Genomic DNA, 23,920 nt, shown 5'->3' on the forward strand with positions numbered 1-23,920 from the left:
TTTGAATACTTCTACAGTATTTACTCAGGTAATCACCATTCAGGATAATACAGCTCCAACATGGACAACTGCTGCAACGGCTTTGAACACTACCTTACAATGTAGTGATGCTGCAGCCTTAATTTCGGCTCAAGCATTATCACCAACAGCTTCTGATTTATGTGATAGTGATGTTTCGGATATCACTAAAATAAGTGGTTTGTTTATCGCTTCGGCTGATTGTTCGAATGCAGGAACTTACACTAACACATGGACTGTTAAAGACGATTGTGGAAATATTTCTGATACTTTCACACAAGTGATTACGATACAAGATACTTCTGCTCCAACTTGGTCAACTACTGTTACTTCTTTAAACAAAACTATAGAATGCAGCGATGTAGCGGCTTTACTTTCGGCGCAAGCATTATCACCAACAGCTTCCGATTTATGTGATACTGATGTTTCGGATATCACTAAAATAAGTGGTTTGTTTGTAGCTTCGGCTGATTGTTCGAACGCTGGAACTTACACCAACACATGGACTGCTAAAGACGATTGCGGAAATATTTCTGATATTTTCACGCAAGTGATTACGATACAAGATACTTCTGCTCCAACATGGTCAACTGAAGTTGCTTCTTTAAACAAAACTATAGAATGCAGTGATGCTGCAGCCTTAATTTCGGCGCAAGCATTGTTACCAACGGCTTCTGATTTATGTGATGTTGATGTTTCGAATATCACTAAAATAAGTGGTTTGTTTGTAGCCTCTGCTGGTTGTTCGAATGCTGGAATTTACACCAACACATGGACTGCTAAAGACGATTGCGGAAATATTTCTGATACTTTCACACAAGTGATTACGATACAAGATACTACTGCTCCAACATGGTCAACTGAAATCGCTTCTTTAAATAAAACTATTGAATGCAGCGATGCAGCAGCCTTAATCTCGGCGCAAGCATTATCACCAACAGCTTCTGATTTATGTGATGCTGATGTTTCGAATATCACTAAAATAAGTGGTTTGTTTGTAGCTTCGGCTGATTGTTCGAATGCAGGAACTTACACTAACACATGGACTGCTAAAGACGATTGCGGAAATATTTCTGATACTTTCACGCAAGTGATTACGATACAAGATACTTCTGCTCCAACATGGTCAACTGAAGTTGCTTCTTTAAATAAAACTATTGAATGCAGCGATGCAACGGCTTTAATTTCGGCGCAAGCATTATTCCCAACAGCTTCTGATTTATGTGATAGTGATGTTTCGAATATCACTAAAGTAAGTGGTTTGTTTGTAGCTTCGGCTGATTGTTCGAATGCAGGAACTTATACCAACACATGGACTGCTAAAGACGATTGCGGAAATATTTCTGATACTTTCACACAAGTGATTACGATACAAGATACTTCTGCTCCAACTTGGTCAACTACTGTTACTTCTTTAAACAAAACTATAGAATGCAGCGATGTAGCGGCTTTACTTTCGGCGCAAGCATTATCACCAACAGCTTCCGATTTATGTGATACCGATGTTTCGGATATCACTAAAATAAGTGGTTTGTTTGTAGCTTCGGCTGATTGTTCGAACGCTGGAACTTACACCAACACATGGACTGCTAAAGACGATTGCGGAAATATTTCTGATATTTTCACGCAAGTGATTACGATACAAGATACTTCTGCTCCAACATGGTCAACTGAAATTGCTTCTTTAAACAAAACTATAGAATGCAGTGATGCTGCAGCCTTAATTTCGGCGCAAGCATTGTTACCAACGGCTTCTGATTTATGTGATGCTGATGTTTCGAATATCACTAAAATAAGTGGTTTGTTTGTAGCCTCTGCTGGTTGTTCGAATGCTGGAACTTACACCAACACATGGACTGCTAAAGACGATTGCGGAAATATTTCTGATATTTTCACGCAAGTGATTACGATACAAGATACTACTGCTCCAACATGGTCAACTGAAATCGCTTCTTTAAATAAAACTATTGAATGCAGCGATGCAACGGCTTTAATTTCGGCGCAAGCATTATTCCCAACAGCTTCTGATTTATGTGATAGTGATGTTTCGGATATCACTAAAATAAGTGGTTTGTTTGTCGCTTCGGCTGATTGTTCGAATGCAGGAACTTATACCAACACATGGACTGTTAAAGACGATTGCGGAAATATTTCTGATACTTTCACGCAAGTGATTACGATACAAGATACTTCTGCTCCAACATTTATTGGTGATCTTCCTTCTGACATTACAGTTTCTTGTGATGCTGTTCCTGAACCTGCAAATATGGAGGCTTCTGATAATTGCAATGGTAATTTACCAATTGTTTTCACAGAAACTAAAAGCAATATCGTAAACGAGTGTGCTTCTAATTATACTTTAACACGCAAATGGACTACTAGTGATTGTGGTGGAAATACAACATCTTACACTCAAATTGTAACCGTTAGAGACACGACTGCCCCTACAGGAACAACTCCGTCTGATATTGCTAATTTGCAAAGTATTGCTGCGATTCCGGCTGGTAGTCCAAATGATATAAAAGATGCTCTTGATAATTGCAGCACTACTGTAAACATCACAGTAAGCGATTCTAATAATGGAGGAAATGGTTGCGATGGGAATGCATATATATTAACCAGAACTTATACTTTAACAGATTGTGCCGGAAATAAAACGGAACTAAAACAAACGTTTACTGTCGAAAATAAAGTTTCAGTAACAGGTGTTGTTTCTAATGTAACTTGTTTTGGAGGAAAAGATGGTTTGATCTTAGTTACTAATAGTCCTGGATCTACTGTAATTATTAGAAATGAAAACAATGAAGTTGTCAGTAATTCAAATTTACCGGCAGGAACCTATACACTTACAGCAACATCATCGGTAAATGCCGGAAACGAAACTTGTTCAGCGACTTCAACGGTTGTAATTACTCAACCAAGTTATACCGTTAAAATATCCGGGCAAATAATCAACAAAGATACTAATACACCAATTGCAAATGTACCCGTTACTTTGATTCCTCAAGGTACTACTACCGGTCCTGTTTTATTACGTATAACTGGTGCTGATGGGCTTTATAATTTCTCAGGTATGTCTGCCGGAAGTTATGTAGTACAAGTTCAGGATGCTAATCTTAATAGTGCATATCAATTGTATCCTGTAGATTCAAGTTTATTCTTTACAACACTGGAAGACTGTAAAATTCAACAACATAATTTTGAATACGAAAAATCAAATCTTCCTGTTTTAGGTGATTATGTTTGGTATGATACGAATGGAAACGGAGTACAGGATGAATGGTACGATGCCAATAATGACGGTGTTGTAACCAAAAACATTCCTGACAGCAATGGAGCTATTGATTACAGCCAATGGGAATGGATTGACTTAAATGGGGATGGAAGCTACACGGGACCCTCGAATGTAGGTGAATTAAATGCCGGTGGTTTCGGAAATGCTCTGAGTTCTAATGTTATTATTGATGGTCCTAACGGATATCACGAAGAAGTAATTGTAGGTCTTACCGGATACTGGAGAGACAGACCAGATACTGCTAATCCCTATGGAGATTATACTATTAAATTAGTAAAAGATGCTAATCTGGATGCTGTTGCTTCGGCCTTAGGAGCTACAGGTTTGGTAAAAGTTCTTCCAACAATTACAGGCAAAAAAATAACCAATAAAATACAAAAGCATACTGTTTGTAGTACTACCGGAGGCGCAAGCGGATATATTGTAACAATAACACCTGAAGATTTAGTACATCTAGATGCAGACTTTGGAGTTAATTGTAAAACATATTCTGATATTGTTGCTAACGATGATACTGGTGGTCCAATTGCCAGATCGACTACTACAACATCAAGTGTTTTAAATGTATTGGTAAATGACACACTTGAAGGCGTTGTTGTAACTGCTTCTGATGTTATTATAAAAACAGTAACACCTAATGAGTTTTTACAACTTAATCCTGGTGGTTCAGTAAATGTTTTACCAAATGCACCAACCGGTATTTTGACATTAGTATATCAAATTTGTGAGGCTGATGAGACTTCAAACTGTGATACTGCAACTGTAACTATTACTATTGTCGATCCTGCACCTCCTACTCCCGTACTTGCTGTAAATGATGTTTATAATAATATTGGCTGTAATACATTTGGGTTAGTAGGAAACGTTTTGATCAATGACTTTAAAGGTATCACCAAAGCGTCGTTAGAATTGGTAAACTTTACATTATTAAATGAAACTAATAACGGAACAAAAACAAATCCGAACATCACTTTTGATGCTTTAGGAAATGTAAATGTATCGGGTTTAACTCCAGCAGGAACTTACACTTATAGTTATCAGATTTGCGACAAATTAAATTCAGGAAATTGTTCTACAGCGACTATTACAATAACTGTCGTTCCAAATGGAATAATAAATATTGTCAGCAAAGCTTGTAATGATGATTCAACCCTTATTGACTTACTTAAACTGTTACCGGAGAACACACCAACAACAGGAGTTTGGGTTGATTCTACTAATAGCAATACCATACAAGGAAACACTTTTAATGCATTGGGCTTAGCGCTTGGTAGTTATACTTTTGAATATAGAATCGCTGATCAAAATTGTTCTAGAAGTATTGTACTTAGTATGGAAGTAAATGATGACTGTAAAGTATTAGCCTGCGGAAATGTTGTGGTAAACAATGCTTTCTCTCCTAATGGCGACGGAATAAATGATTTTTTCAAAATAGATAATATTGATGATACAACTTGTTATCCTGAAAACAATGTAGAAATATATAATCGTTGGGGAATATTGGTTTTTGAAACTGATAATTATAATAATACCTCCAACGCTTTCGACGGAACATCAAGAGGCAGAACAACTGTTAAGCAATCTGACGGACTGCCAACGGGAACTTATTTCTACATTATTAATTATAAATCATTAGATGGAAATAATGTACTTCAGAACAACAAGAAAGATGGATATTTATATATATCAAAATAACAAGAATCAATAAATCACTGTATAACAAATACATAAAAATATATTTACAAATAATTAATAGAAAAAATCCTTATTTTTGAATATACAAATGAATTGACTTTTTTTAGGATTTTAATTAATAGAAAAAATCAATAGTAATAATAAAAATAATCTACTATGAGAACAAAATTATTTTTCTTCGTCATTATGTTTGTAACCATTGCCAGTTATGCACAGCAAGATGCACAATTCACGCAATACATGTACAACACCATAACCATAAATCCGGCTTATGCAGGATCGCGAGGGGCTTTGAGTATTTTTGGTTTATATCGTACCCAATGGGTTGGACTCGACGGAGCTCCCGAGACCAGCAGTTTCTCGGTTAACAGCCCAATTAACAACAGTAATCTGGGAGTTGGTATCTCATTAATCAATGATAAAATTGGTCCTACCAATGAGAACAATCTTTCGGTTGATCTTTCGTATACCGTTCAGACATCGGCAGATTTTAAACTTTCCTTTGGTATAAAAGCCACAGGTAATTTATTCAACCTCGATGTGAGTAAATTAAATCCTGCCGATCAGGGAGATCCACAATTCCAGAATCTCGATAATGTCTTCAAGCCTAATATTGGAGCCGGGGTTTACTGGCATTCTGATAAAGCCTACATCGGATTATCAGTTCCTAATTTTATTGAAACCAATCGGTATGATGATAATGATGTGGCCATTTATAAAGATAAAATCAATTATTATTTAATTGCAGGATATGTATTTGATCTTGATAAATACCAATACGTCAAGTTCAAACCTGCTGTATTGGGTAAAATGGTCGAAGGGGCACCACTTCAGGTCGATATCTCGGCCAACTTTATGTTCATCGATAAATTTGTTGTAGGTGCAGCTTACAGATGGAGCGCCGCGGTAAGTGCGATGGTAGGCTTTCAGGTCACAGATGGTTTGTACATAGGTTACGGTTACGACCGTGAAACCACCAGACTGCAAAATTATAACTCAGGATCACATGAGATATTCCTGCGTTATGAATTCTTCAAAAACAACGGTAAAATGACAACACCACGTTTCTTCTAAAAATAAATGACTATGAAAAATTATATATTCCTTTGCCTGACCCTTATAATTGTTTTTTCATTTGACAGTTATGCCCAACAATCCAAAGTAGCGGCCGGTGATAAAAAATATGCCAACTATGCTTATATCGATGCCATAAAAACCTATGAGCGTGTAGCTGAGAAAGGATACAAATCCGAAGACATGTTTAAAAAACTCGGAAATTCCTATTACTTTAATTCCGACTTTGACGGTGCTGCAAAATGGTACACAGAATTGTTTGCCATGAATACAAGTGTGGAACCGGAGTATTACTACCGATATGCGCAATCGTTGAAATCAACAGGACAAACCGATAAGGCCAACAAAATTCTAGCAGAGTTCAATGCCAAATTCAAAAATGACAACAGGGGAAAATTATACAAAGAAGATGTCAATTACCTGGATCAGATCAAAGCCAATTCAGGACGTTATAAAATTGAAGATGCCGGAATTAACTCCAAGTATTCCGATTACGGATCCTTTGTATACGACAACAAGGTATACTTTGCCTCGGCCAGGGATACCGGAAACTTCTCGCAGCGCAAACACAAATGGACCAATGAATATTTTACCAATTTGTATTTTGCAGATGTAGATCCTGCAACAGGCACAGCCTCAAAGGTAAACAAGTTCAAAACTTCGATCAATACCAAATTCCATGAAGCTTCACCGGCTTTTACCAAAGACGGAAAAACAGTTTATTTTACCCGAAACAATTATGTAAACGGCAAAAAAGGAAAAGATGAAAACAAAATTACTTTAGTCAAAATATACAAGGCGACCCAGGAAAACGGCAAATGGACCAACATTACAGAGCTTCCTTTCGATAGTGATAATTACAGCACGGCGCATCCTGCCCTGAGTCCGGATGAAAAGACCTTGTATTTTGCATCTGATATGCCCGGAACGTTAGGACAATCTGATATTTATAAAGTCAGCATCAATAATAACGGAGGTTATGGTACTCCTGAGAATCTAGGCAATACCATCAATACCGAAGGCAAGGAAACATTTCCATATGTCACAAGCGAAAACGAAATTTATTTTGCATCAGACGGACATCCCGGACTTGGGGGACTTGATGTATTTGTGGGTAAAATTGAGGACAACGGAACCATCAGCAATATTCAGAACGTGGGAGCCGATGTGAATTCTCCCAAAGATGATTTTGCCTATATCATAGATCCGGCTTCGCGAAGAGGTTATTTCAGCTCTAATAAAGATGGGGGTCAGGGTTCTGATGATATCTACAAATTTTTGGAAACCAGAAAACTGCAATGTGTTCAGACATTAGAAGGCATTATTACAGATCTTAATACGGGCGCAATTCTGGCGGGAACAAAAGTTACTTTATACGAAGGTACAATCCTCAAAAATACCTCAATTGCTGATGCAGGCGGCTACTATACTTTTGCTGTTGAATGTGGGAAAACCTATAACGTTAGGGCCGAGAAACAAGAGTACACAACCAAAGAAGTCAGCGTGACTATTGGAAAACTAACCGGAAAAACAAGTCTTCCTATTGCTCTGGAAAAATCAACCTGCAAGGTGACCATTGGGGATGATCTGGGAAAATGTTTTGGCATCAAAATGATTTATTTCGATTTGGATAAATCAAACATAAGAACCGAAGCAGCACTCGACCTGGAGAAAATCCTTGATGTATTAAACAACAATCCAACGATGAAACTCGATATCCGTTCCCATACCGATAGCAGGGCTACAAATCAGTACAATCAGGCTTTATCAGACCGAAGAGCAAAATCGACGATTGCATGGCTGATCAAAAACGGTGTGGCCAAAAACCGATTAACAGGAAAAGGATATGGAGAAACTCAACTTGTAAACGGTTGTTCTGACGGAGTACAATGTACTGAAGAAGAACACCAAATGAACAGAAGAAGCGAATTTATTATTACAGGACTTTAAAAATCTAATGTTATTAATTAAATTCCAATATTATTTAATTCCAAATTTCAATAATGTAAATGCATACATTATTGAAATTTGGAATTTTTATTTTGGGATTTTTTCTAATAAAAAAAGTCGTTGCAAATCATAGATTTACAACGACCACTAAAAACCAACCAGTCCAATAATATTTTAAATTTTAGCAAATATATTCGTATAGTATTTTTTTCCTGTTTTTGGATCAGTTGTTACTGACAAACCAAAATGAGTAAAATCTCCCTCGATATTTTCTTTATGTCCAGGGCTATCTAACCATGCTCTAACAGCTGCTTCAGAAGTTTTATAATTATAAGCTACATTTTCGCCTACTTTTTTAGCTCCTAAAACACTAACAATATTATTAGAACGTGAGGTAAAATCATTATGATCAACAACATTATTTGCAATCATGTATTTATTATGCTCTTCACATTTAAACGAAATATGATTTATTTTTTCTAATGCATTCAAACCAATACTTAAACGATAGTCATTAATAAGTTTCATGGTTTCTAACTCTGAATCATTATAGGAGTAGTTTGTTATCAGAGCTTCAGTAGTAGTACTATTATTGCTTCCCTCGGCACTATCTGCAGAGCATGAGTTCATTGTAATAAATATTACAACGAACATCATGGCACACATAATCTTTTTCATAATCAATAGCAGTTAAAATTAAAGTAAATGTTGGGGCAAATTCCTTAAATTATATTTTTAAATAAATTGTCTTGTTTTTCTTATTCAAACATATTCAATTTATCGGCAAACTGCAAAATTAATCGACGAAATACATAATTATTCAATTATTAAATATAAAAATCCTACAAACTAAGAAGAAAGTCGTTCAGTCTTCCAGGAGAAATCAGATTGACTTTGATAACGAATCCTGTCGTGCAACCTATTTGGTCTTCCCTGCCAAAATTCTACCTCTAATGGAGTTACTAAATAGCCGCCCCAATTTGCAGGTCTCGGGATTGGCTTTCCTTCAAATTCTTTTTCTAATTTCTTCAAATTATCTTCCAGGAAAGTCCTTGAAGGAATCACTTCGCTCTGATGCGAAACAATTGCGCCCAACTTACTTCCATCAGGACGAGAATCAAAATATCCATCAGAAATATTCTCAGATGTTTTTTGTGCAATACCTTTTATAATCACCTGACGTTCCATTTCCTGCCAAAAGAAAGACAAACAAACGTGCGGATTTGCAGCGATTGCTTTTCCTTTCTCTGAATCATAATTGGTATAGAAAATAAAACCTTCTTCAGAAAATTTCTTTAATAAAACTACTCTTGATTTTGGGAAACTGTCCAATCCAATGGTCGAAACGGTCATGGCATTTACTTCTCCTTTTACACCAAAATCTTCTACCTCATGAAACCATCGGTTAAAAAGATTAATAGGATCTTCTGGAATATTAGCTTCCAGTAATTCACTTTTCTCGTAAGATTTTCTATAATTGCTTAAATCATTCATGATTGCTAATTTTAGATTGTTGATTTTAGATTTTAGATTGTTGAGTCTAACTTTTTCGAAAACTTAGTTCCAAAGCCTCCGTATAGAAACTGAGATTAAAACTCAAAACTTCTTCCGTCGTCTCCTAAAAGTACATTTGGAAAGATTTCTTCGGCTTCTTCTTTAAAGCGTTCAATACCATCATATCTTGTAGAATAATGTCCCAGAACCAATTGTTTTGCATTTGCTTTCAATGCAATTCTGGCTGCTTCTTTGGCTGTTGAATGCAATGTTTTAAAAGCCAGAGGAGCTTCTGATTCTAAAAAAGTTGATTCATGATACAACACGTCAACATCTTTTATAATCGGTAAAATGTCTTCATGATAAACAGTATCAGAACAAAATGCATAACTCATTGCTGGAATTGGATCAAAAGATAATTTCTCATTTTCAATTACAGTTCCGTCGTCAAGCGTAACATCTCCGCCATTCTTTATTTTTTGATAATAAGCAGTATGAATATCATATTGCTGAACTGCATCAACATTCAGTTTTCTTTCTCCGGGTTTTTCCTGAAATAAAAATCCGTTCGTATATACACGATGTTTTAACGGAATAGTTTTTACAATTACTCTGTTATCTTCAAAAATAACTTCGCTTTCTTTTGATTCTAATTCATGAAAGAACAACTCATAAGTCGTCCAGGAATTGGATAATCTAAGTTGTAAATTAATGATTTCCTTTACTCCTTTTGGACCATAAATATGAAGATCCGTAGTACGTCCTAAAAGTGCAAAAGTCGAGATGGTTCCAATTAGTCCAAAAAAGTGATCACCGTGCAAATGCGAAATAAAAATGTGATTAATTTTTGAAAATTTAATCTTGTTTTTACGCAATTGTACCTGAGTTCCTTCGCCACAATCAATTAAAAATAATCTGTTCTTGATTTCTAAAACCTGCGAAGTTGGGTTGGTAATAGTTCTGGGAGTTGCGGCATAACAGCCAAGTATGGTAAGTTTCAATTTTATGTTTATTCGTTTATGTGGTTAACTGTGTAATCGTAAAATTGGTACTTGGTTGAATCGCAAATTGATTAAACAGCTGAACGACTAACCGATTAAACAGCTAAACTATTGATCATTTTTTAAAAACCGAGGTCTCTTTCAATTTCATCCATTTCAATTATATCGTGCGCCTCTAAAACCGACGGAACCACGATTAATTTTTCTGAAATAGCATTAAAGTCAAGATCAGCGACTACAATTACAAACGACTTTTTGGCTTTTTTTTGCTGTTTTACAAGTGGTAAAAAAAGTTTCAAATCTTTTTCAGTCAAACCTGCATCTGCTGATAAATCGATTATAATATTTTGTTTTTCAAAGGTTTTAAATTGCTGCGTTACTTTTTCCAGAAAAGCATTAAAATCTCCCTGTGTATCTTTAATCGTAACGGTATGTCCTTTTTGATCTACTTTCATCTTCTAATTTATAGGCGCTATTGAGAAGCTAAGGTACAATTTTTTTAGTTTTCAGTCGCAGTGTCAGTTTTCAGTTTTTTAAACTTTGTGATTTCAGTTTTCAATCGCAGTCGCTGTTTTCAGTTTTCATTCTCAATTTTGTCAGGCTGAGCGAAGTCGAAGCCCGTTCCTATTGGTGCGCCCTTCGACTTCGCTCAGGGTGACAGCCGTTTATAAGCCTGTCATTGACACTGCAGACTGAGACCGAAACTGTAAACTAAACTTACTGAATCTTAGACGCCAATAAATAAATCACCGCCATTCTGATTGCAACACCATTCTCTACCTGATTCAAAATCACTGAATGATCGGAATCTGCAACTTCAGAAGTGATCTCTACTCCTCTGTTGATTGGTCCCGGGTGCATGATGACGATTTCTTTTCCAAGAGAATCTAATAAAGGTTTATCGACTCCGTATTGTTGTGCGTATTCACGTGTTGATGGGAAGAAGTTCACATCCATACGTTCGTTTTGTACACGAAGCATATTGGCTACGTCGCACCATTCCAAAGCTTTTCTTAGATTGGGTTCAACTGTAACACCAAGTGATTCGATATATCTTGGGATCAATGTTTTTGGTCCGCAAACTTTTACTTCGGCACCTTGCATTTGTAAAGCGTAAATGTTAGATAAGGCTACTCTTGAATGCAGAATATCACCTACAATAACTACTTTTTTTCCGGCTACATCACCTAATTTTTCTCTTATTGAATAACTGTCAAGCAAAGCTTGAGTAGGATGTTCGTGTGCACCGTCTCCGGCGTTTACAATACTGGCTTTGACATTTTTGGACAAAAAATAAGCCGCTCCGGGATTGGAGTGGCGCATTACAACCATGTCTACTTTCATGGAAAGAATATTGTTTACTGTATCGATCAGGGTTTCTCCTTTTTTAACCGAAGACTGAGCTGCCGAAAAACTGATAACATCAGCAGATAATCGTTTTTGTGCCAACTCGAACGAAAGTTTTGTTCTGGTACTATTTTCAAAGAAAATATTGGCAATGGTTATATCTCGTAATGAAGGAACTTTTTTAATAGGTCTGTTAATGACTTCTTTAAAATGATCGGCAGTTTCAAAAATCAGGTTAATATCATTCTCATTGATGTATTTTATTCCTAATAAATGATTTACGCTTAATTCTTTCATTTTTATTTCTTTAATATTTATTTGTCAAATTCATGAATTTCTGAAACACTCAGTCTTTCAATGCTTCTAAAAAGAGAAGCTGCTTATTGAACCATTCTGTCTACAACTTCACTGTAATCCTGGAGATCTCTTGCATCTTCATCAAAAATCTTTTGCCATCTGAAACCCGGAATTTCGATTTTAGTTTTAGCAGAGCCATTCCAAATTATTTTAAAATCGTTGTTTATTAAAACTTCAGCCACTACTTTCCCTACTTCTATTGTCGTTGCATCATCAGAATTATCTACTTTTTGAAAAGCGATAAACAAACTTGGATTTTCGATTGCAATTGCTCTCGCCAAATCTTGTTCGTGATAAAAACAATAACCATCAGACTCTACTTCGTTTTCCTGCAGTTCTCTTTCAACCTCAACCACTTCATATTCACCATCGGTTGTGGTGTAACCTGCGTTGTGAAGTGCGACGATGTTTTCATCACCCAATTCATCAAACGCTTTTATTAGCCTTTCAGTATCTGTTGGGCTTTTCCATTGTTTACTTTCTGCGACTAATTTTTGGTATTCTTCTCTTATTTTGTCAAAAGCCCATTCTTCTGAGATTTCATCTGCAAATTCGTTGTCTTCAATTTCTTCTAAGATGTTTTCCTGAATCTCATCAAGTGAAAGAAATCCCATTCTGACCTGATTAAAAATCGATTCATAAATAAAAACTTCATTCTCTGTCATGTTTTTTTGTTTAATCGTTGATTGTTTAAGCGTTTATTTGTTTGATTGTTTAATTGTCTCGTTTTTGCGATTAAACAATTAACCGATTAAACTAATTCGTTATGAGGTAAACCGCATCTTCGCCTTCATTCTCTTTCCAGCTTACTTTTACTTTTTCGTCATTAATTGCATCTACCTGACGGCCGCGATAATCGGGCTGAATAGGTAAATTACGGCTAAAACGTCTGTCGATTAACACCAACAATTCGATTTCTGATGGTCGCCCAAAAGATTGAATTGCAGTCAAAGCAGAACGTATGCTTCGTCCGGTAAACAATACATCATCGATAAAAATGACTTTCTTGTTTTCGACTATAAAATTTATTTGTGTTTTATTGGCTTCCAGCGGTTTATCAGTACGACGAAAATCATCTCTAAAAAAAGTGATGTCCAGATATCCTAAAGAAATTTCAGGAACCTGATATTCGTTTTCTAATATTTGTTTTAAACGTTCAGCTAAAAAAACGCCTCTTGGCTGAATCCCAACTAAAATAGTATCCGAGAAATCAAGGTGTTTTTCGATTAACTGACAAGCCAAACGATGGAGTATAATAGTAACTTCTTTTGAACTAAGTAATACTTTTTGACTCATAATTAAGTGTAATGTTTGGTTGGGCAAATATACGAAATCAGAATTTATTTGTTGGGGTGTTGGGTGGGGAAATATTTATTTTTGATTTGGAGAAACTTTTATCGCTTAAATAAATTTCATACTATACATTGTAACTTTATAAAAAATAATATTTTTACATTTTGTTTTTAATTAATGAACTATTTTAACATAACAATACTTTTTTACTTTTAACCTATGAATAAAGATCATGATAAATTAATCACCGACTTACATCGATTTTTAAACTCACAAGATTTCAAATCAGAAAAAGATCTAAGCAAGTTTATGGAAAGTATGGATCAGCAGATCCCATCACTTCCGGAAGAAGTATTAACTTCACAAGAACAAGCACAAAACTTAGTTTATGAAGCTTACGATCTTCCAACTTTTAAAGCTAGACAAAATATAAAAAAAGCTTTAAAACTTGACAATAATTGTATTGAGGCATATGAATTTCTCGGTTCAATCGAAGATGTTGAAGAAATTGCAATTCTTTTTTTTGAAAAAGGAATTAAAATAGGCCGGGAAAATTTTAATGAAACTTTTTTTGAAAGAAATAAAGGGAAATTTTGGTACATCCATGAAACCCGGCCTTTCATGCGTTGTCTATATCACTACTCTGTTTGCCTTTACAAAATTGGAAAAACAAAAGAGGCCGTAATAATTTCAGAAGAAATAATTGCACTCAATGAAAATGACAACCAAGGAGTAAGAGATCAACTTTTACTTTATTTTATTCTGCTTGACGAGAATGAAAAATTCCAAAAATATGCTACGATGTTTAAAGATGACGATGGTACATTTTCGCTTTTTAACAGAGCCCTGTTCGCTTTCAAAACAGAAGGAGAAACGGATAATACTAATAAACAACTCCAAAAGGCAATTAAGCAAAATAAATTTGTAGCAACTAAACTTCTGTCTAAAAAACCAATTACTAACACCACTGACTATTATAGTTGGGGCGGCGCAGACGAGGCAAACTATTATGCAGAATTTGCTAAATACATTTGGGAAAATACAAATGAAGCAACTTTATGGCTAAAGAAACATACTACTAAGTCATAATAACAGTTCTCGCAAACGTGATTACCAGGTATACAAATACCAACCCAAGCAATCGTCTAAGCGCAACGATAGCGCAGAAATCTTTTCCGTGGCTAAAAAGTTTGACAACGCTATACTGTGTGGTGCATATTCAAAATTAAATACGCTGTAAATTAAACGTGGAATATATTGATGTTTTTCTTTTTTTATGCTTGTAAACTGGATTAAAATCCAGCCCTATAATATGGATGGAGCCTATGGCTCTTTTTTTCGAATATCCTTAATATTTTCAATTTGTCGTTTAGTCAAAATCATAGAACTTTTGAACCAAATTATATAACACCTTTTTTTGATGTTTGAAGTAATTTTATTCTACGATAATTAGAATAGTAGATTCTTTTTAAAACAACTAAAAACAGCAAAATCATGCAAAAGAACATTACACGTTTGTTAATGGTATTCGTAATACTATTTTCATTTACAAGTTGCGAGGCTATTGGAGACATCTTTAAAGCCGGAATGGGATTCGGGATCTTTATCGTCATCTTTATTATTGCGATAATCATCTTTATATTCGCTAAACTTTTTGGTGGTAATAAATAAACATAAAAAAATCCCGATCGGTAAAACGATCGGGATTTCTTTTCTATTTAAAAGCTATGTTTTATTTAGCATACATTTTTGTTCTTAATTCCTGAACTTTTTCATCGTCAAGATATTCATCAAATGTCATATAACGATCGATTGCTCCGTTTGGTGTCAACTCTACTACTCTATTACCAACAGTTTGTGCAAACTCATGATCATGTGTGGTGAAAATTACAGATCCTTTGAAGTTTTTCAACGAGTTGTTAAATGCTGTAATCGACTCTAAATCTAAGTGATTCGTTGGTTCATCAAGCATTAAAATATTAGCACGTTCCATCATCATTCTCGAAAGCATACAACGTACTTTTTCTCCTCCTGATAATACACGGCTTGTTTTTAAAGCTTCTTCTCCTGAGAAAATCATTTTCCCTAAGAAACCTCTAATAAATACTTCGTCGCGCTCTTCTTCAGTTTTTGCGTATTGACGTAACCAGTCTACCAATGTCAAATCGTTTTCGAAGAAAGAATGGTTTTCAGCTGGTAAATAAGCTTGATTGGTTGTAATTCCCCAATCAAACGTTCCTGCGTCTGCTTTTTGCTGGTTGTTCAGAATTTCGTAGAATGCTGTTGTAGCACGTGAATCTTTAGAGAAAAGAACAATTTTATCGCCTTTTGCCATATTCAGATCAACTCCTTTAAATAAAAGTTCACCATCTACAGAAGCTTCTAAATTTTCTACATTCAAAATCTGATCTCCTGCTTCACGATCCTGATCAAAAATAATTGCTGGATAACGACGGCTTGAAGGTTTAATATCTGAAATATTCAATTTAGAAATCATTTTTTTACGAGAAGTTGCTTGTTTAGATTTGGCAACGTTCGCGCTAAAACGACGAATAAATTCTTCTAATTCCTGTTTCTTTTCTTCGGCTTTTTTGTTTTGCTGTGCACGTTGTTTTGCCGCTAATTGGCTAGACTCGTACCAGAACGTATAGTTTCCTGAATAGTGATTTATTTTTCCAAAATCAATATCAGAGATATGTGTACAAACTGAATCTAAAAAGTGACGGTCGTGAGATACTACAATTACTGTATTTTCATAATTGGCTAAGAAATTTTCTAACCATGAGATGGTTTCAAAATCCAAATCATTGGTAGGCTCATCCATAATAAGCAAATCCGGGTTACCAAAAAGAGCTTGTGCCAAAAGCACACGAACCTTAATTTTTCCCTCAAGATCGCCCATTAATGTATAATGATGCTCTTCGTTGATTCCTAAGTTAGACAACATCGATGCAGCATCAGAATCTGCGTTCCAACCGTTCATTTCTTCGAACTGAACCTGAAGTTCTCCAATTCTGTCTGCATTTTTGTCGTTGTAGTCTAAATAAAGTTCATCCATTTCTTTTTTAACAGCATAAAGAACTTTATTTCCCATCAAAACAGTTTCCAAAACCGTATGCTCGTCGAACAAATTGTGATTTTGGGTTAAAACTGACATACGCTTTCCCGGTTCTAAATGAATGTGGCCAGAAGTTGGGTCAATGTCGCCTGAAATGATTTTTAGAAAAGTAGATTTTCCAGCACCATTGGCTCCAATAACTCCATAAATATTTCCGTGTGTGAATGTGGTATTTACTTCGTCAAACAAAATTCGTTTGCCAAATTGAACTGATAAATTATTGACTGTTAACATGAATGTCTTTTTAATTAATTTCGTGCAAAAGTACGGAAAAAGGTTCAGAGTTGCAAAGGTGCAAAGGCTCTAAGTTTTTACCATGCGAAGAAAATTTCTCGCAAAGACGCAAAGGCGCAAAGAAAAGAAATTTTTAAAGGCAATAAATCTCAAAATAGAAGTCGAAAGCTTATTCAAAACTAAACTTAAAAACAATCCTAATAAAAACTTTGCGACTTTGCGAGATTAATTCGACTGCAATATGCTTTCTTTTGCCAAAGCCACTTCTAAACTTTCGAAATTAGGCAGCACTTTAGCAATCATTCCTTCTTTGTTCAGTATAAAATGTGTTGGAAATGAATTGAGTTGTAAGGCTTCATTCATATAGACTTTCATGCTTGGAATTACCGAATATTTTAAAGGTCTTTTGGCTAAAAATGTTTTTAATTGTTCTGGCGAATCTTCGGCGAGGCTTATAAATAGTATGTCTTTTCGGTCTTTGTATTCGTCTGCTAATTTATTTACCTGAGGAAATTCTCTTATGCATGGCGTGCAGTGAATGTACCAACATTTTATAACAATGATTTTTCCTTTAATGGATTCGTTTGTTACTAGATTTCCGTTTAAATCTTTGAAAGAGAATTTAGGGAAAGCTGTTCCTTCCATTTCGAAATTCTTATGCGCGTCAAAACCAATCTGATTGATGGTTGCTTTTATACTTGTATCTGAATTGGGCTGAATCTCGAATAGTTTATAATAGTATTTAGAATCTTCTGATTTTAATCGGATTGGGATGAAGTTGCCGTTTGCTAATTGATCTAAGAAAGATTCTTTTGAAATTTCTTTTGAATTTGAATCTAATGCTGTAAAATCTCTTGAAAGCATTATGCTTTTGCTTTGGTATGCTGACCAATCTGCAAAGTTTTTTTGAATTTGAATGGGATCAACTTCTGGGGTTTCATGATTTGATTGAGCGAAACCTGAAGTAAAAATTAAAAAGGCTATTATAATGTTGATTGCTTTTTGCATGAAGTTTGAATGGAATTATTGGGATTCAAAAGTACTTAAAATTATTATGAATTTTGGTCGCAAAAAATGGTACACGGATGACACGGATTCGCTATCGCAAAAACGCGGATTTAAACAGATTTTTTATTGTCATTTTTGTCATCCCGACGCAGGAAGGATCACACTGGAAACCTCGCAAAGCTATGTCGATTTTGCGTATGTGATTTACTGCGTCTGTTAGCTATCGCTAGGTCTCCTGCGTCTAAAATGACAAGATTATGGTTTGTTTGTGCTTTAATGGGAGCGCATTTTCGGGTGAATTTTATTGTTTATCTATGTCAGGCTGAGCGGAGTCGAAGCCAGCGTTCCAATTGGTACGCCTTCGACTCCACTCAGGATGACAAATCAGATGTTAATATTAGTAATGTGCTTATCAAGCCTAATGTCATAGCCCTGATAGAAGTGGAAATCCTTTTATGTTTTTTCTTTAAAAACATAAAAGATTGAAACGAATAGCAGGAAATAGCTCCTAAAAAAAATCATTCCTATTTTTACTCTAATTCAAACCATAAAAAAAACCTGGCAATACAGTTGCCAGGTTCATAATGTTCTCCTACGGGTGAAAACCAAATAACAAATCACCCAAATTCAAAGCATTTAATCGAAATAAAAATTAGATTAAAAAATAAATAACCAAACTCAATTTTAACCGTTCCAATTTTTCTATTTCTAAATTTTTCATCTTGTAACTTTAGTTTAAAAAGTTCATTACTTTCAATGACTTTTTATTTCCTGCTTTGTCTGTTACTATCACTATAAATATTTGTTTCGTCGAAAAACTTTGATTGTGAATCACTACTTCTTTATTATTCTGAATATTTTTATGACTTACTAATGGTTGCCCTATCGTGTTGAATACCTCAACCTGAGTGATATCCTGAGTTTCATTTGTAACTGATAATGCGTCATTCTTAAAATAAGCTACAGTTCCGCTATTGACTTCTATATTGTCTAATGGCAGTTTTTTTGCTGCTGATTGCGAATTAAAATATGCCGCATAAGCATTCGAGAACTGATACCCTGTACCGCAAGCAGCATCCCAATTGATTGACCAGGTCATCACTCCGCGCATATCAGGATATGGGCCGCCTTTTAATGTGTATGCTCTTCCTGAGAAAGTTGTACCATATCTTAAATAATTGAATGCCTGAATTCCTTTCTCAGGTGTTAAATATCCTCCTGCCGGAGCTGCTCCTGCACAAGCCGGAATCGCGATTACGATTTTAGAAGGTGGCAATGGAGGAAAATAAAATCCTGTTGAAGCTACGTTGAATCCTTTCATCAACATATCTGACATAGAGACTAAAAAGTCCGGTGTCGCCTGTGAATATGCTACATTATCTAAAGCACTTATAGATCCTGTGTTGTACAATTGCACCATTAGAAGGTCTAATTCGTTACGTAAGTTGTGGATTACGGGCAGGAATGAACCTGCTCCATCTGAATAAACAGAATATCCTACTTGCACATAAAACGTTTCCGGTGCAGATGTTAAGATAAATCCGCTTCCGTAACTTGCTTTTAGTTCTTTGAAAGCATCTACAATATTCTTTAATTTTGGATAGGCTGAAATCGCTGAATAAGAAAAATCCTTAAGTGCTCCTGCTCCAAAATTCATTGATCCACCTTCGAAATCAATATCTACTCCATCAAAACTGTATTGGTCTACAATAGCTTTTAACCCGTTTACGAAAGTATTTTTTTGAGCTACGGTTTGCAATTCTACGTGACCATTTTGCCCTCCGATAGAAACAATAACCGGAATCCCTTTGTCTCTCAGAAATTTGATATCGTTCTTTAATAACTGAGGATTAAAAACTCCATTTGTCATATACCTTGGTTCGTTTACTACCAAAATTGGCGTATAACCATCTCTGTTAAGCGTTTCGATAAAAGAGTAAACAACAACATTGAATTTCTTATCTCCCATTTGATTGAAATACAAAAATGGCGCACTGGCATTATCCCATCCATGGGCATAACCCACAATTACTTTTGCAGGCAATGGATTAAAAGCGGAACTAATAATACTAATAGTCTGATTGAATGTTTTTATTCCGCCAAGATTATCTGTTGCTTTTACTATAATTGCATAATTTTTATAGGCATTTGGTGTAAAAGTATAGTTGTATGCATTTCCGGTTCCTTTTGTCATAGGAAAAGAAATTCCGTCGATACTAATTGAAACACTTGCAATCGTACCGTCTGAATCTGTAACATTTACGCTAACCGGAACGGGCTGAAATCCTGAAGCCTGATTAATTGATGTTGCTGCTGGTGTTATCCATGCAATTTCAGGTACTATATTTGGGCAGGAAGTTCCTGAACATTGCAAATAGAATGCTTTTGTGTTTTCGGCAGTTAGACTATTTGAAGCTGTTGCACTTGCTTTTAAGGTGTAATTTTTATTAAAATCTGCTGCAGCTGGTGTCCAACTTGCTACATATTCAGTTCCTGTAAGTGTTGCTGTAATATTTTGTCCGTTGATGTTAAATACAACCGAAGAAATAGTTACACTAGGATCTGCAAAAGTCAAACTTGCATTTGCTTTGAGCTGAATAGCAGTTCCTGGCGCAATGGCTACAGTTGCCAGAGACGGGCTTGTAATTGTTACTTGTGGCGCAACTGAATTTGAATTGAAATTGTAAACCTGCGGTGTTGTTGGCACTGCAAAATTGGCCAGATTCGTTGGAGAATAAATAATGTCATTATTCTGCCAGCCGTTCAATTTCAGGCTTGAAATAGTAGTATAACCCGCCACAACTGAATTATCAAAACTAAAATTTCCCTGAGCATCTGTTGTCGCTATAACACTTTTCCATCCGTGGGCATTATCTGTCCAGGGCACGATCAATTCTACTTTCGCTCCCGTAACCGGTGTTGAACCGCTTTTTACAGTTCCGCTAATTAGGTTTGCAACAGGCAAATTTTGCATCAAATCCAATGTTTTGTTAGCCAAAGCACGATCAGAAACTGTCTCATAAAAAGAATAATTCAAATGCGTCAACTTACTTTCATCTACCCTGGGAATATTAAAATACCGGGTATTAATAGACCATTGCGCGTCATCCCCTACTGTGTTTTTGCCATGAACCGGCTGTACTAACGCAAATAAGGAAAACAATAACAAAAAAAGCAATCTGTAATAATGTTTCATAATTAAATTAATATTGGTTAATAGAAAATAAATATTCCAATCACGATACCTTACGTACTAAAAAAGCATGTAAATACAATAACTGGCTTTCGATAAATTGCAAACAAATCACAACTCATTGGAAATTAATTCATATTACTTCTAAAAATAAATATTACTATTACTGATCTTCCATAATCACTAGTGAATAGCACTGATTGATATTTATTTAATTTTTCAAAAAATTAGGTTAAGAATAGATAAATTTGGGATTCATCAATTTTAATACTTTACTTGTTTGTCATGTTTATTTTTATTCTGTATTATTTGGCTTTAATTGTTAATAGTTCTTTTTGGCTATATATTTTATCTTTTTGATTTAATGCATTTTATACAATTTACATTACCATATTTACCTCTACCAAAAAAAATTTGGCAGAGATAAATAAATTACTAATCAGGGTAACAAAAACTTACTAAATACTAACTCAGACCAAATTCATTAAATTAATTTTTTAAGACTTGCATAAACTGATAATTCAACATCTGCATGATCTTTTGTATTACATTGCTCGATTAAATTCTTTAGAGCATCTTCGTTTAATGTTGATTTATTATCTAAAACAAGCAACAATTCCTGTGATGCATCATTTAATTTTTTAGACAATGGTAAAAGCGGCTGCATTAAAGGTGCATTGGCACTTAACTCTGTTAATCCTTTATTTACAGCGATCCACTTGTTGAAAAACGCTGCGACTTTTGCTTTATTTTCCGGAGATTTATTGGCTAAATATTGTGTTACAGCATCATCAAAAGCTAAAGCATCTTTAGCATCTGGCGTACAAACATCTGCAAAAAGTGTAAATGGAGAATACATTTGATATTCTGTTCCGCCTTTATTACGTGTATACCCTTTTAATGGCTCACACACATTTGAAAATTCTTCTAATAAATCGATTTTTTGATTGTTTGAAATATTTCTTAAAATAACTGCTTTATTACGAATATGTGTAATACCAAGTTCTTCTAACCTAAATGAAACTACATCAAGGCGTTTACGCATATTGGCAACATCTGTAATATCTTCTGCAGACCAAAGTCTTTCAGCAATTGCAGCTGTTCTTGGCCAAAGTCTTGAATCTATTGTCAAAGGCGTTACAAGTTCTGTCCACATAGTAGCTTCGCCACCTAATATTCTTGCTTTTTCTTCAGTTGTCAGGTTTGCACCTTTTGGCATAGGATCATTCAAATAATGACTTGCAACCGGATACATTAAATCGATATAATACCCGTTTGACAAAACTGTTTTATATCCTTTTTTTACTGCATCTACTAATGACTGCCCTGCAACAACTCCTTCATTTGGACCTCTCCAGGAATGAATGATAGCATCTTTAGACATGTTTTTTGTCAAAATCTCTTCCCATCCCATTAATTGTTTACCATGTTTTTTAAGCATTGGTACTAATTGCATTGTAAAATAAGTTTGCAATTCATGATTGGTTGCTAACTTATTCTTCTTCATGAATTCCTGAATTTTTGGGTTTGAATCCCAGTCTTTACCTTCGTTTTCATCTCCCCCGATATGAAAATAAGCCCCTGGGAATAATGGACAAACCTCATCAAAAATTTCACTTAATAATTGATATGTTTTAGGATTTGAAGGATCTAATGTTGGCGAAAAAATACCAGCATTTCTTTCAATTCCATAGGTAGCAATCGCTGTACCTTCAATATTTTTTTCAGAAGTTCCACCTGTCAATTTCGTTACTTTACTTCCTATTTCAGGATAAGCCGTAAGTATCGCAGATCCGTGACCCGGAACATCTATTTCAGGAACTACTAAAATACCGCGCTCATCAGCATATTTTACGATATTTTTAATTTCCTCTTGTGTGTAATACATTCCATCTGAAGCTACATCAATTAGTTTTCGATGTTTTTTCATTTCGATTCTCCACCCCTGATCATCTACTAAATGCCAGTGAAAAACATTCATTTTCACTGCCGCCAATGCATCAATATTTCTTTTGATTACGTCGATTGGCTGAAAATGCCTTGAAACATCAATCATCAAACCTCTCCAGGTAAATCTTGGAAAATCTGAAACTTTTGAGTTTGGAAAATAAAATGAGTTATTTGTGTTTTGCAACATTTGCAATAACGTTTCAAGCCCGTGAAGTGCTCCTAAATCGCTGGTTGCATTTATTGTAATTTGGTTTTCTTTGATATCCAGATGATAACTTTCATCTTCATATAAACCAATTTTTCCGGCTTTAGTACAGTTGATCTGAAGTGTCGCATTAGGAACTTCATTTAGTTTTGTAATAAAACCCTGCTCGAAAAACATACCGGTTCTACCATCTAAGCGACGTAAAAAACGAGTTACTCCATCAAAAATTCGAGGATTTGGATTTCCGGTAATGTTTACTTTAAAAGTTTTATTTAAAGCAAAATTTCCGTCGTTTACAACAACGCTCTGAGGCCAGGGCATAAGATTTAACTGCTCTTTTTTAATTTGAGCACTAGATGTTACACCTGCTAATAGTAGGACTAATAAATATTTCATTTTTACTGTTTTTGAAAAGATGTTATCCTGAGATAACAGTATTAAATAGATAAAAGAAACAAAATTCAGAATGACTTCTATTGAATCCTCACTCTCATAACGAAATCAATCTGAATTTTGCAATGTGATCCGCTCTCACCCGAATCTTATATTTTAATTTTAGTAATCAAAACGTTTAAAAGCTTCGATTGCTTCGTATTCTGCCAATCCTAAATCATCGTATAGAATTGCTGTGTTTTTGTTACGGTCTTCGGCTCTCACCCAGAATTCTCTGGAGTCATTTCCTTGAAAC

16 protein-coding genes are annotated in these 23,920 nt (G+C 35.1%); 5 read left to right on the forward strand and 11 right to left on the reverse strand.

Annotated elements, in window-relative coordinates; translation table 11 throughout:
* From NJT12_RS23100 to NJT12_RS23110, 3 genes are all read left to right on the forward strand, one after another.
* The coding region (locus tag NJT12_RS23100; protein ID WP_271338473.1) for an HYR-like domain-containing protein at window positions 1-5,008 on the forward strand (5,008 nt) is incomplete at its 5' end.
* Between the two features lie 156 nt (window positions 5,009-5,164).
* On the forward strand, window positions 5,165-6,082 hold the full coding sequence (locus tag NJT12_RS23105) for a PorP/SprF family type IX secretion system membrane protein (protein WP_271338474.1): 918 nt from the start codon (window positions 5,165-5,167) through the stop codon (window positions 6,080-6,082).
* Window positions 6,083-6,094: 12 nt separating this feature from the next.
* Window positions 6,095-8,032 (forward strand): OmpA family protein, encoded by a 1,938-nt coding sequence (locus NJT12_RS23110; RefSeq protein WP_271338475.1) that lies wholly within the window; start codon window positions 6,095-6,097, stop codon window positions 8,030-8,032.
* Between the two features lie 174 nt (window positions 8,033-8,206).
* On the opposite strand, the gene NJT12_RS23115 is transcribed toward NJT12_RS23110, so the two are convergent.
* From NJT12_RS23115 to pyrR, 7 genes are all read right to left on the reverse strand, one after another.
* Window positions 8,207-8,662 (reverse strand): CAP domain-containing protein, encoded by a 456-nt coding sequence (locus NJT12_RS23115; protein ID WP_271338476.1) that lies wholly within the window; start codon window positions 8,660-8,662, stop codon window positions 8,207-8,209.
* Between the two features lie 219 nt (window positions 8,663-8,881).
* Window positions 8,882-9,526, reverse strand: a complete 645-nt coding sequence (gene pdxH / locus NJT12_RS23120) for a pyridoxamine 5'-phosphate oxidase (protein ID WP_271338477.1) — start codon at window positions 9,524-9,526, stop codon at window positions 8,882-8,884.
* Between the two features lie 95 nt (window positions 9,527-9,621).
* Window positions 9,622-10,527, reverse strand: a complete 906-nt coding sequence (locus NJT12_RS23125) for a ribonuclease Z (protein WP_271338478.1) — start codon at window positions 10,525-10,527, stop codon at window positions 9,622-9,624.
* Between the two features lie 122 nt (window positions 10,528-10,649).
* Window positions 10,650-10,982, reverse strand: coding sequence for a ribonuclease Z (locus tag NJT12_RS23130; protein WP_271338479.1), 333 nt, complete (start codon window positions 10,980-10,982; stop codon window positions 10,650-10,652).
* Between the two features lie 262 nt (window positions 10,983-11,244).
* The gene (locus NJT12_RS23135) at window positions 11,245-12,171 is read right to left on the reverse strand and encodes an aspartate carbamoyltransferase catalytic subunit (RefSeq protein ID WP_029273654.1); all 927 of its coding nucleotides are present in this window, start codon (window positions 12,169-12,171) and stop codon (window positions 11,245-11,247) included.
* Between the two features lie 83 nt (window positions 12,172-12,254).
* Window positions 12,255-12,896 carry a DUF6891 domain-containing protein gene (locus NJT12_RS23140; RefSeq protein WP_271338480.1) on the reverse strand — a complete coding sequence of 214 codons (642 nt, stop codon included), beginning with the start codon at window positions 12,894-12,896 and terminating at the stop codon, window positions 12,255-12,257.
* Between the two features lie 91 nt (window positions 12,897-12,987).
* Window positions 12,988-13,527, reverse strand: coding sequence for a bifunctional pyr operon transcriptional regulator/uracil phosphoribosyltransferase PyrR (gene pyrR, locus NJT12_RS23145; RefSeq protein ID WP_271338481.1), 540 nt, complete (start codon window positions 13,525-13,527; stop codon window positions 12,988-12,990).
* 216 nt (window positions 13,528-13,743) lie between these two features.
* Here pyrR and NJT12_RS23150 point away from each other — a divergent pair, with 216 nt between their 5' ends.
* Window positions 13,744-14,613, forward strand: a complete 870-nt coding sequence (locus NJT12_RS23150; RefSeq protein WP_271338482.1) for a hypothetical protein — start codon at window positions 13,744-13,746, stop codon at window positions 14,611-14,613.
* Window positions 14,614-15,018: 405 nt separating this feature from the next.
* Window positions 15,019-15,195: a hypothetical protein gene (locus tag NJT12_RS23155; protein WP_271338483.1), complete on the forward strand. Its 177-nt coding sequence runs from the start codon at window positions 15,019-15,021 to the stop codon at window positions 15,193-15,195.
* A 61-nt stretch (window positions 15,196-15,256) separates the two neighbouring features.
* On the opposite strand, the gene NJT12_RS23160 is transcribed toward NJT12_RS23155, so the two are convergent.
* From NJT12_RS23160 to NJT12_RS23175, 4 genes are all read right to left on the reverse strand, one after another.
* A complete protein-coding gene (locus NJT12_RS23160; protein ID WP_271338484.1) occupies window positions 15,257-16,876 on the reverse strand; it encodes an ABC-F family ATP-binding cassette domain-containing protein in 1,620 nt (539 codons plus the stop codon).
* Between the two features lie 225 nt (window positions 16,877-17,101).
* Window positions 17,102-17,884: a TlpA family protein disulfide reductase gene (locus NJT12_RS23165; protein ID WP_271338485.1), complete on the reverse strand. Its 783-nt coding sequence runs from the start codon at window positions 17,882-17,884 to the stop codon at window positions 17,102-17,104.
* Between the two features lie 730 nt (window positions 17,885-18,614).
* Window positions 18,615-21,080, reverse strand: coding sequence for a glycosyl hydrolase family 18 protein (locus NJT12_RS23170; protein ID WP_271338486.1), 2,466 nt, complete (start codon window positions 21,078-21,080; stop codon window positions 18,615-18,617).
* Between the two features lie 481 nt (window positions 21,081-21,561).
* Window positions 21,562-23,628: a beta-N-acetylhexosaminidase gene (locus NJT12_RS23175; RefSeq protein ID WP_271338487.1), complete on the reverse strand. Its 2,067-nt coding sequence runs from the start codon at window positions 23,626-23,628 to the stop codon at window positions 21,562-21,564.
* Window positions 23,629-23,920: the final 292 nt, after the last annotated feature.

The organism is Flavobacterium azizsancarii, from assembly GCF_027980145.1.
Classification (GTDB): domain Bacteria; phylum Bacteroidota; class Bacteroidia; order Flavobacteriales; family Flavobacteriaceae; genus Flavobacterium; species Flavobacterium azizsancarii.

Coding starts and splice junctions, on each gene's coding strand:
- NJT12_RS23105 (WP_271338474.1), top strand. CDS start 5,165: ATGAGAACAAAATTATTTTTCTTCGTCATTATGTTTGTAACCATTGCC.
- NJT12_RS23110 (WP_271338475.1), top strand. CDS start 6,095: ATGAAAAATTATATATTCCTTTGCCTGACCCTTATAATTGTTTTTTCA.
- NJT12_RS23115 (WP_271338476.1), bottom strand. CDS start 8,662: ATGAACTCATGCTCTGCAGATAGTGCCGAGGGAAGCAATAATAGTACT.
- pdxH (WP_271338477.1), bottom strand. CDS start 9,526: ATGAATGATTTAAGCAATTATAGAAAATCTTACGAGAAAAGTGAATTA.
- NJT12_RS23130 (WP_271338479.1), bottom strand. CDS start 10,982: ATGAAAGTAGATCAAAAAGGACATACCGTTACGATTAAAGATACACAG.
- NJT12_RS23135 (WP_029273654.1), bottom strand. CDS start 12,171: ATGAAAGAATTAAGCGTAAATCATTTATTAGGAATAAAATACATCAAT.
- NJT12_RS23140 (WP_271338480.1), bottom strand. CDS start 12,896: ATGACAGAGAATGAAGTTTTTATTTATGAATCGATTTTTAATCAGGTC.
- pyrR (WP_271338481.1), bottom strand. CDS start 13,527: ATGAGTCAAAAAGTATTACTTAGTTCAAAAGAAGTTACTATTATACTC.
- NJT12_RS23150 (WP_271338482.1), top strand. CDS start 13,744: ATGAATAAAGATCATGATAAATTAATCACCGACTTACATCGATTTTTA.
- NJT12_RS23155 (WP_271338483.1), top strand. CDS start 15,019: ATGCAAAAGAACATTACACGTTTGTTAATGGTATTCGTAATACTATTT.
- NJT12_RS23160 (WP_271338484.1), bottom strand. CDS start 16,876: ATGTTAACAGTCAATAATTTATCAGTTCAATTTGGCAAACGAATTTTG.
- NJT12_RS23165 (WP_271338485.1), bottom strand. CDS start 17,884: ATGCAAAAAGCAATCAACATTATAATAGCCTTTTTAATTTTTACTTCA.
- NJT12_RS23170 (WP_271338486.1), bottom strand. CDS start 21,080: ATGAAACATTATTACAGATTGCTTTTTTTGTTATTGTTTTCCTTATTT.
- NJT12_RS23175 (WP_271338487.1), bottom strand. CDS start 23,628: ATGAAATATTTATTAGTCCTACTATTAGCAGGTGTAACATCTAGTGCT.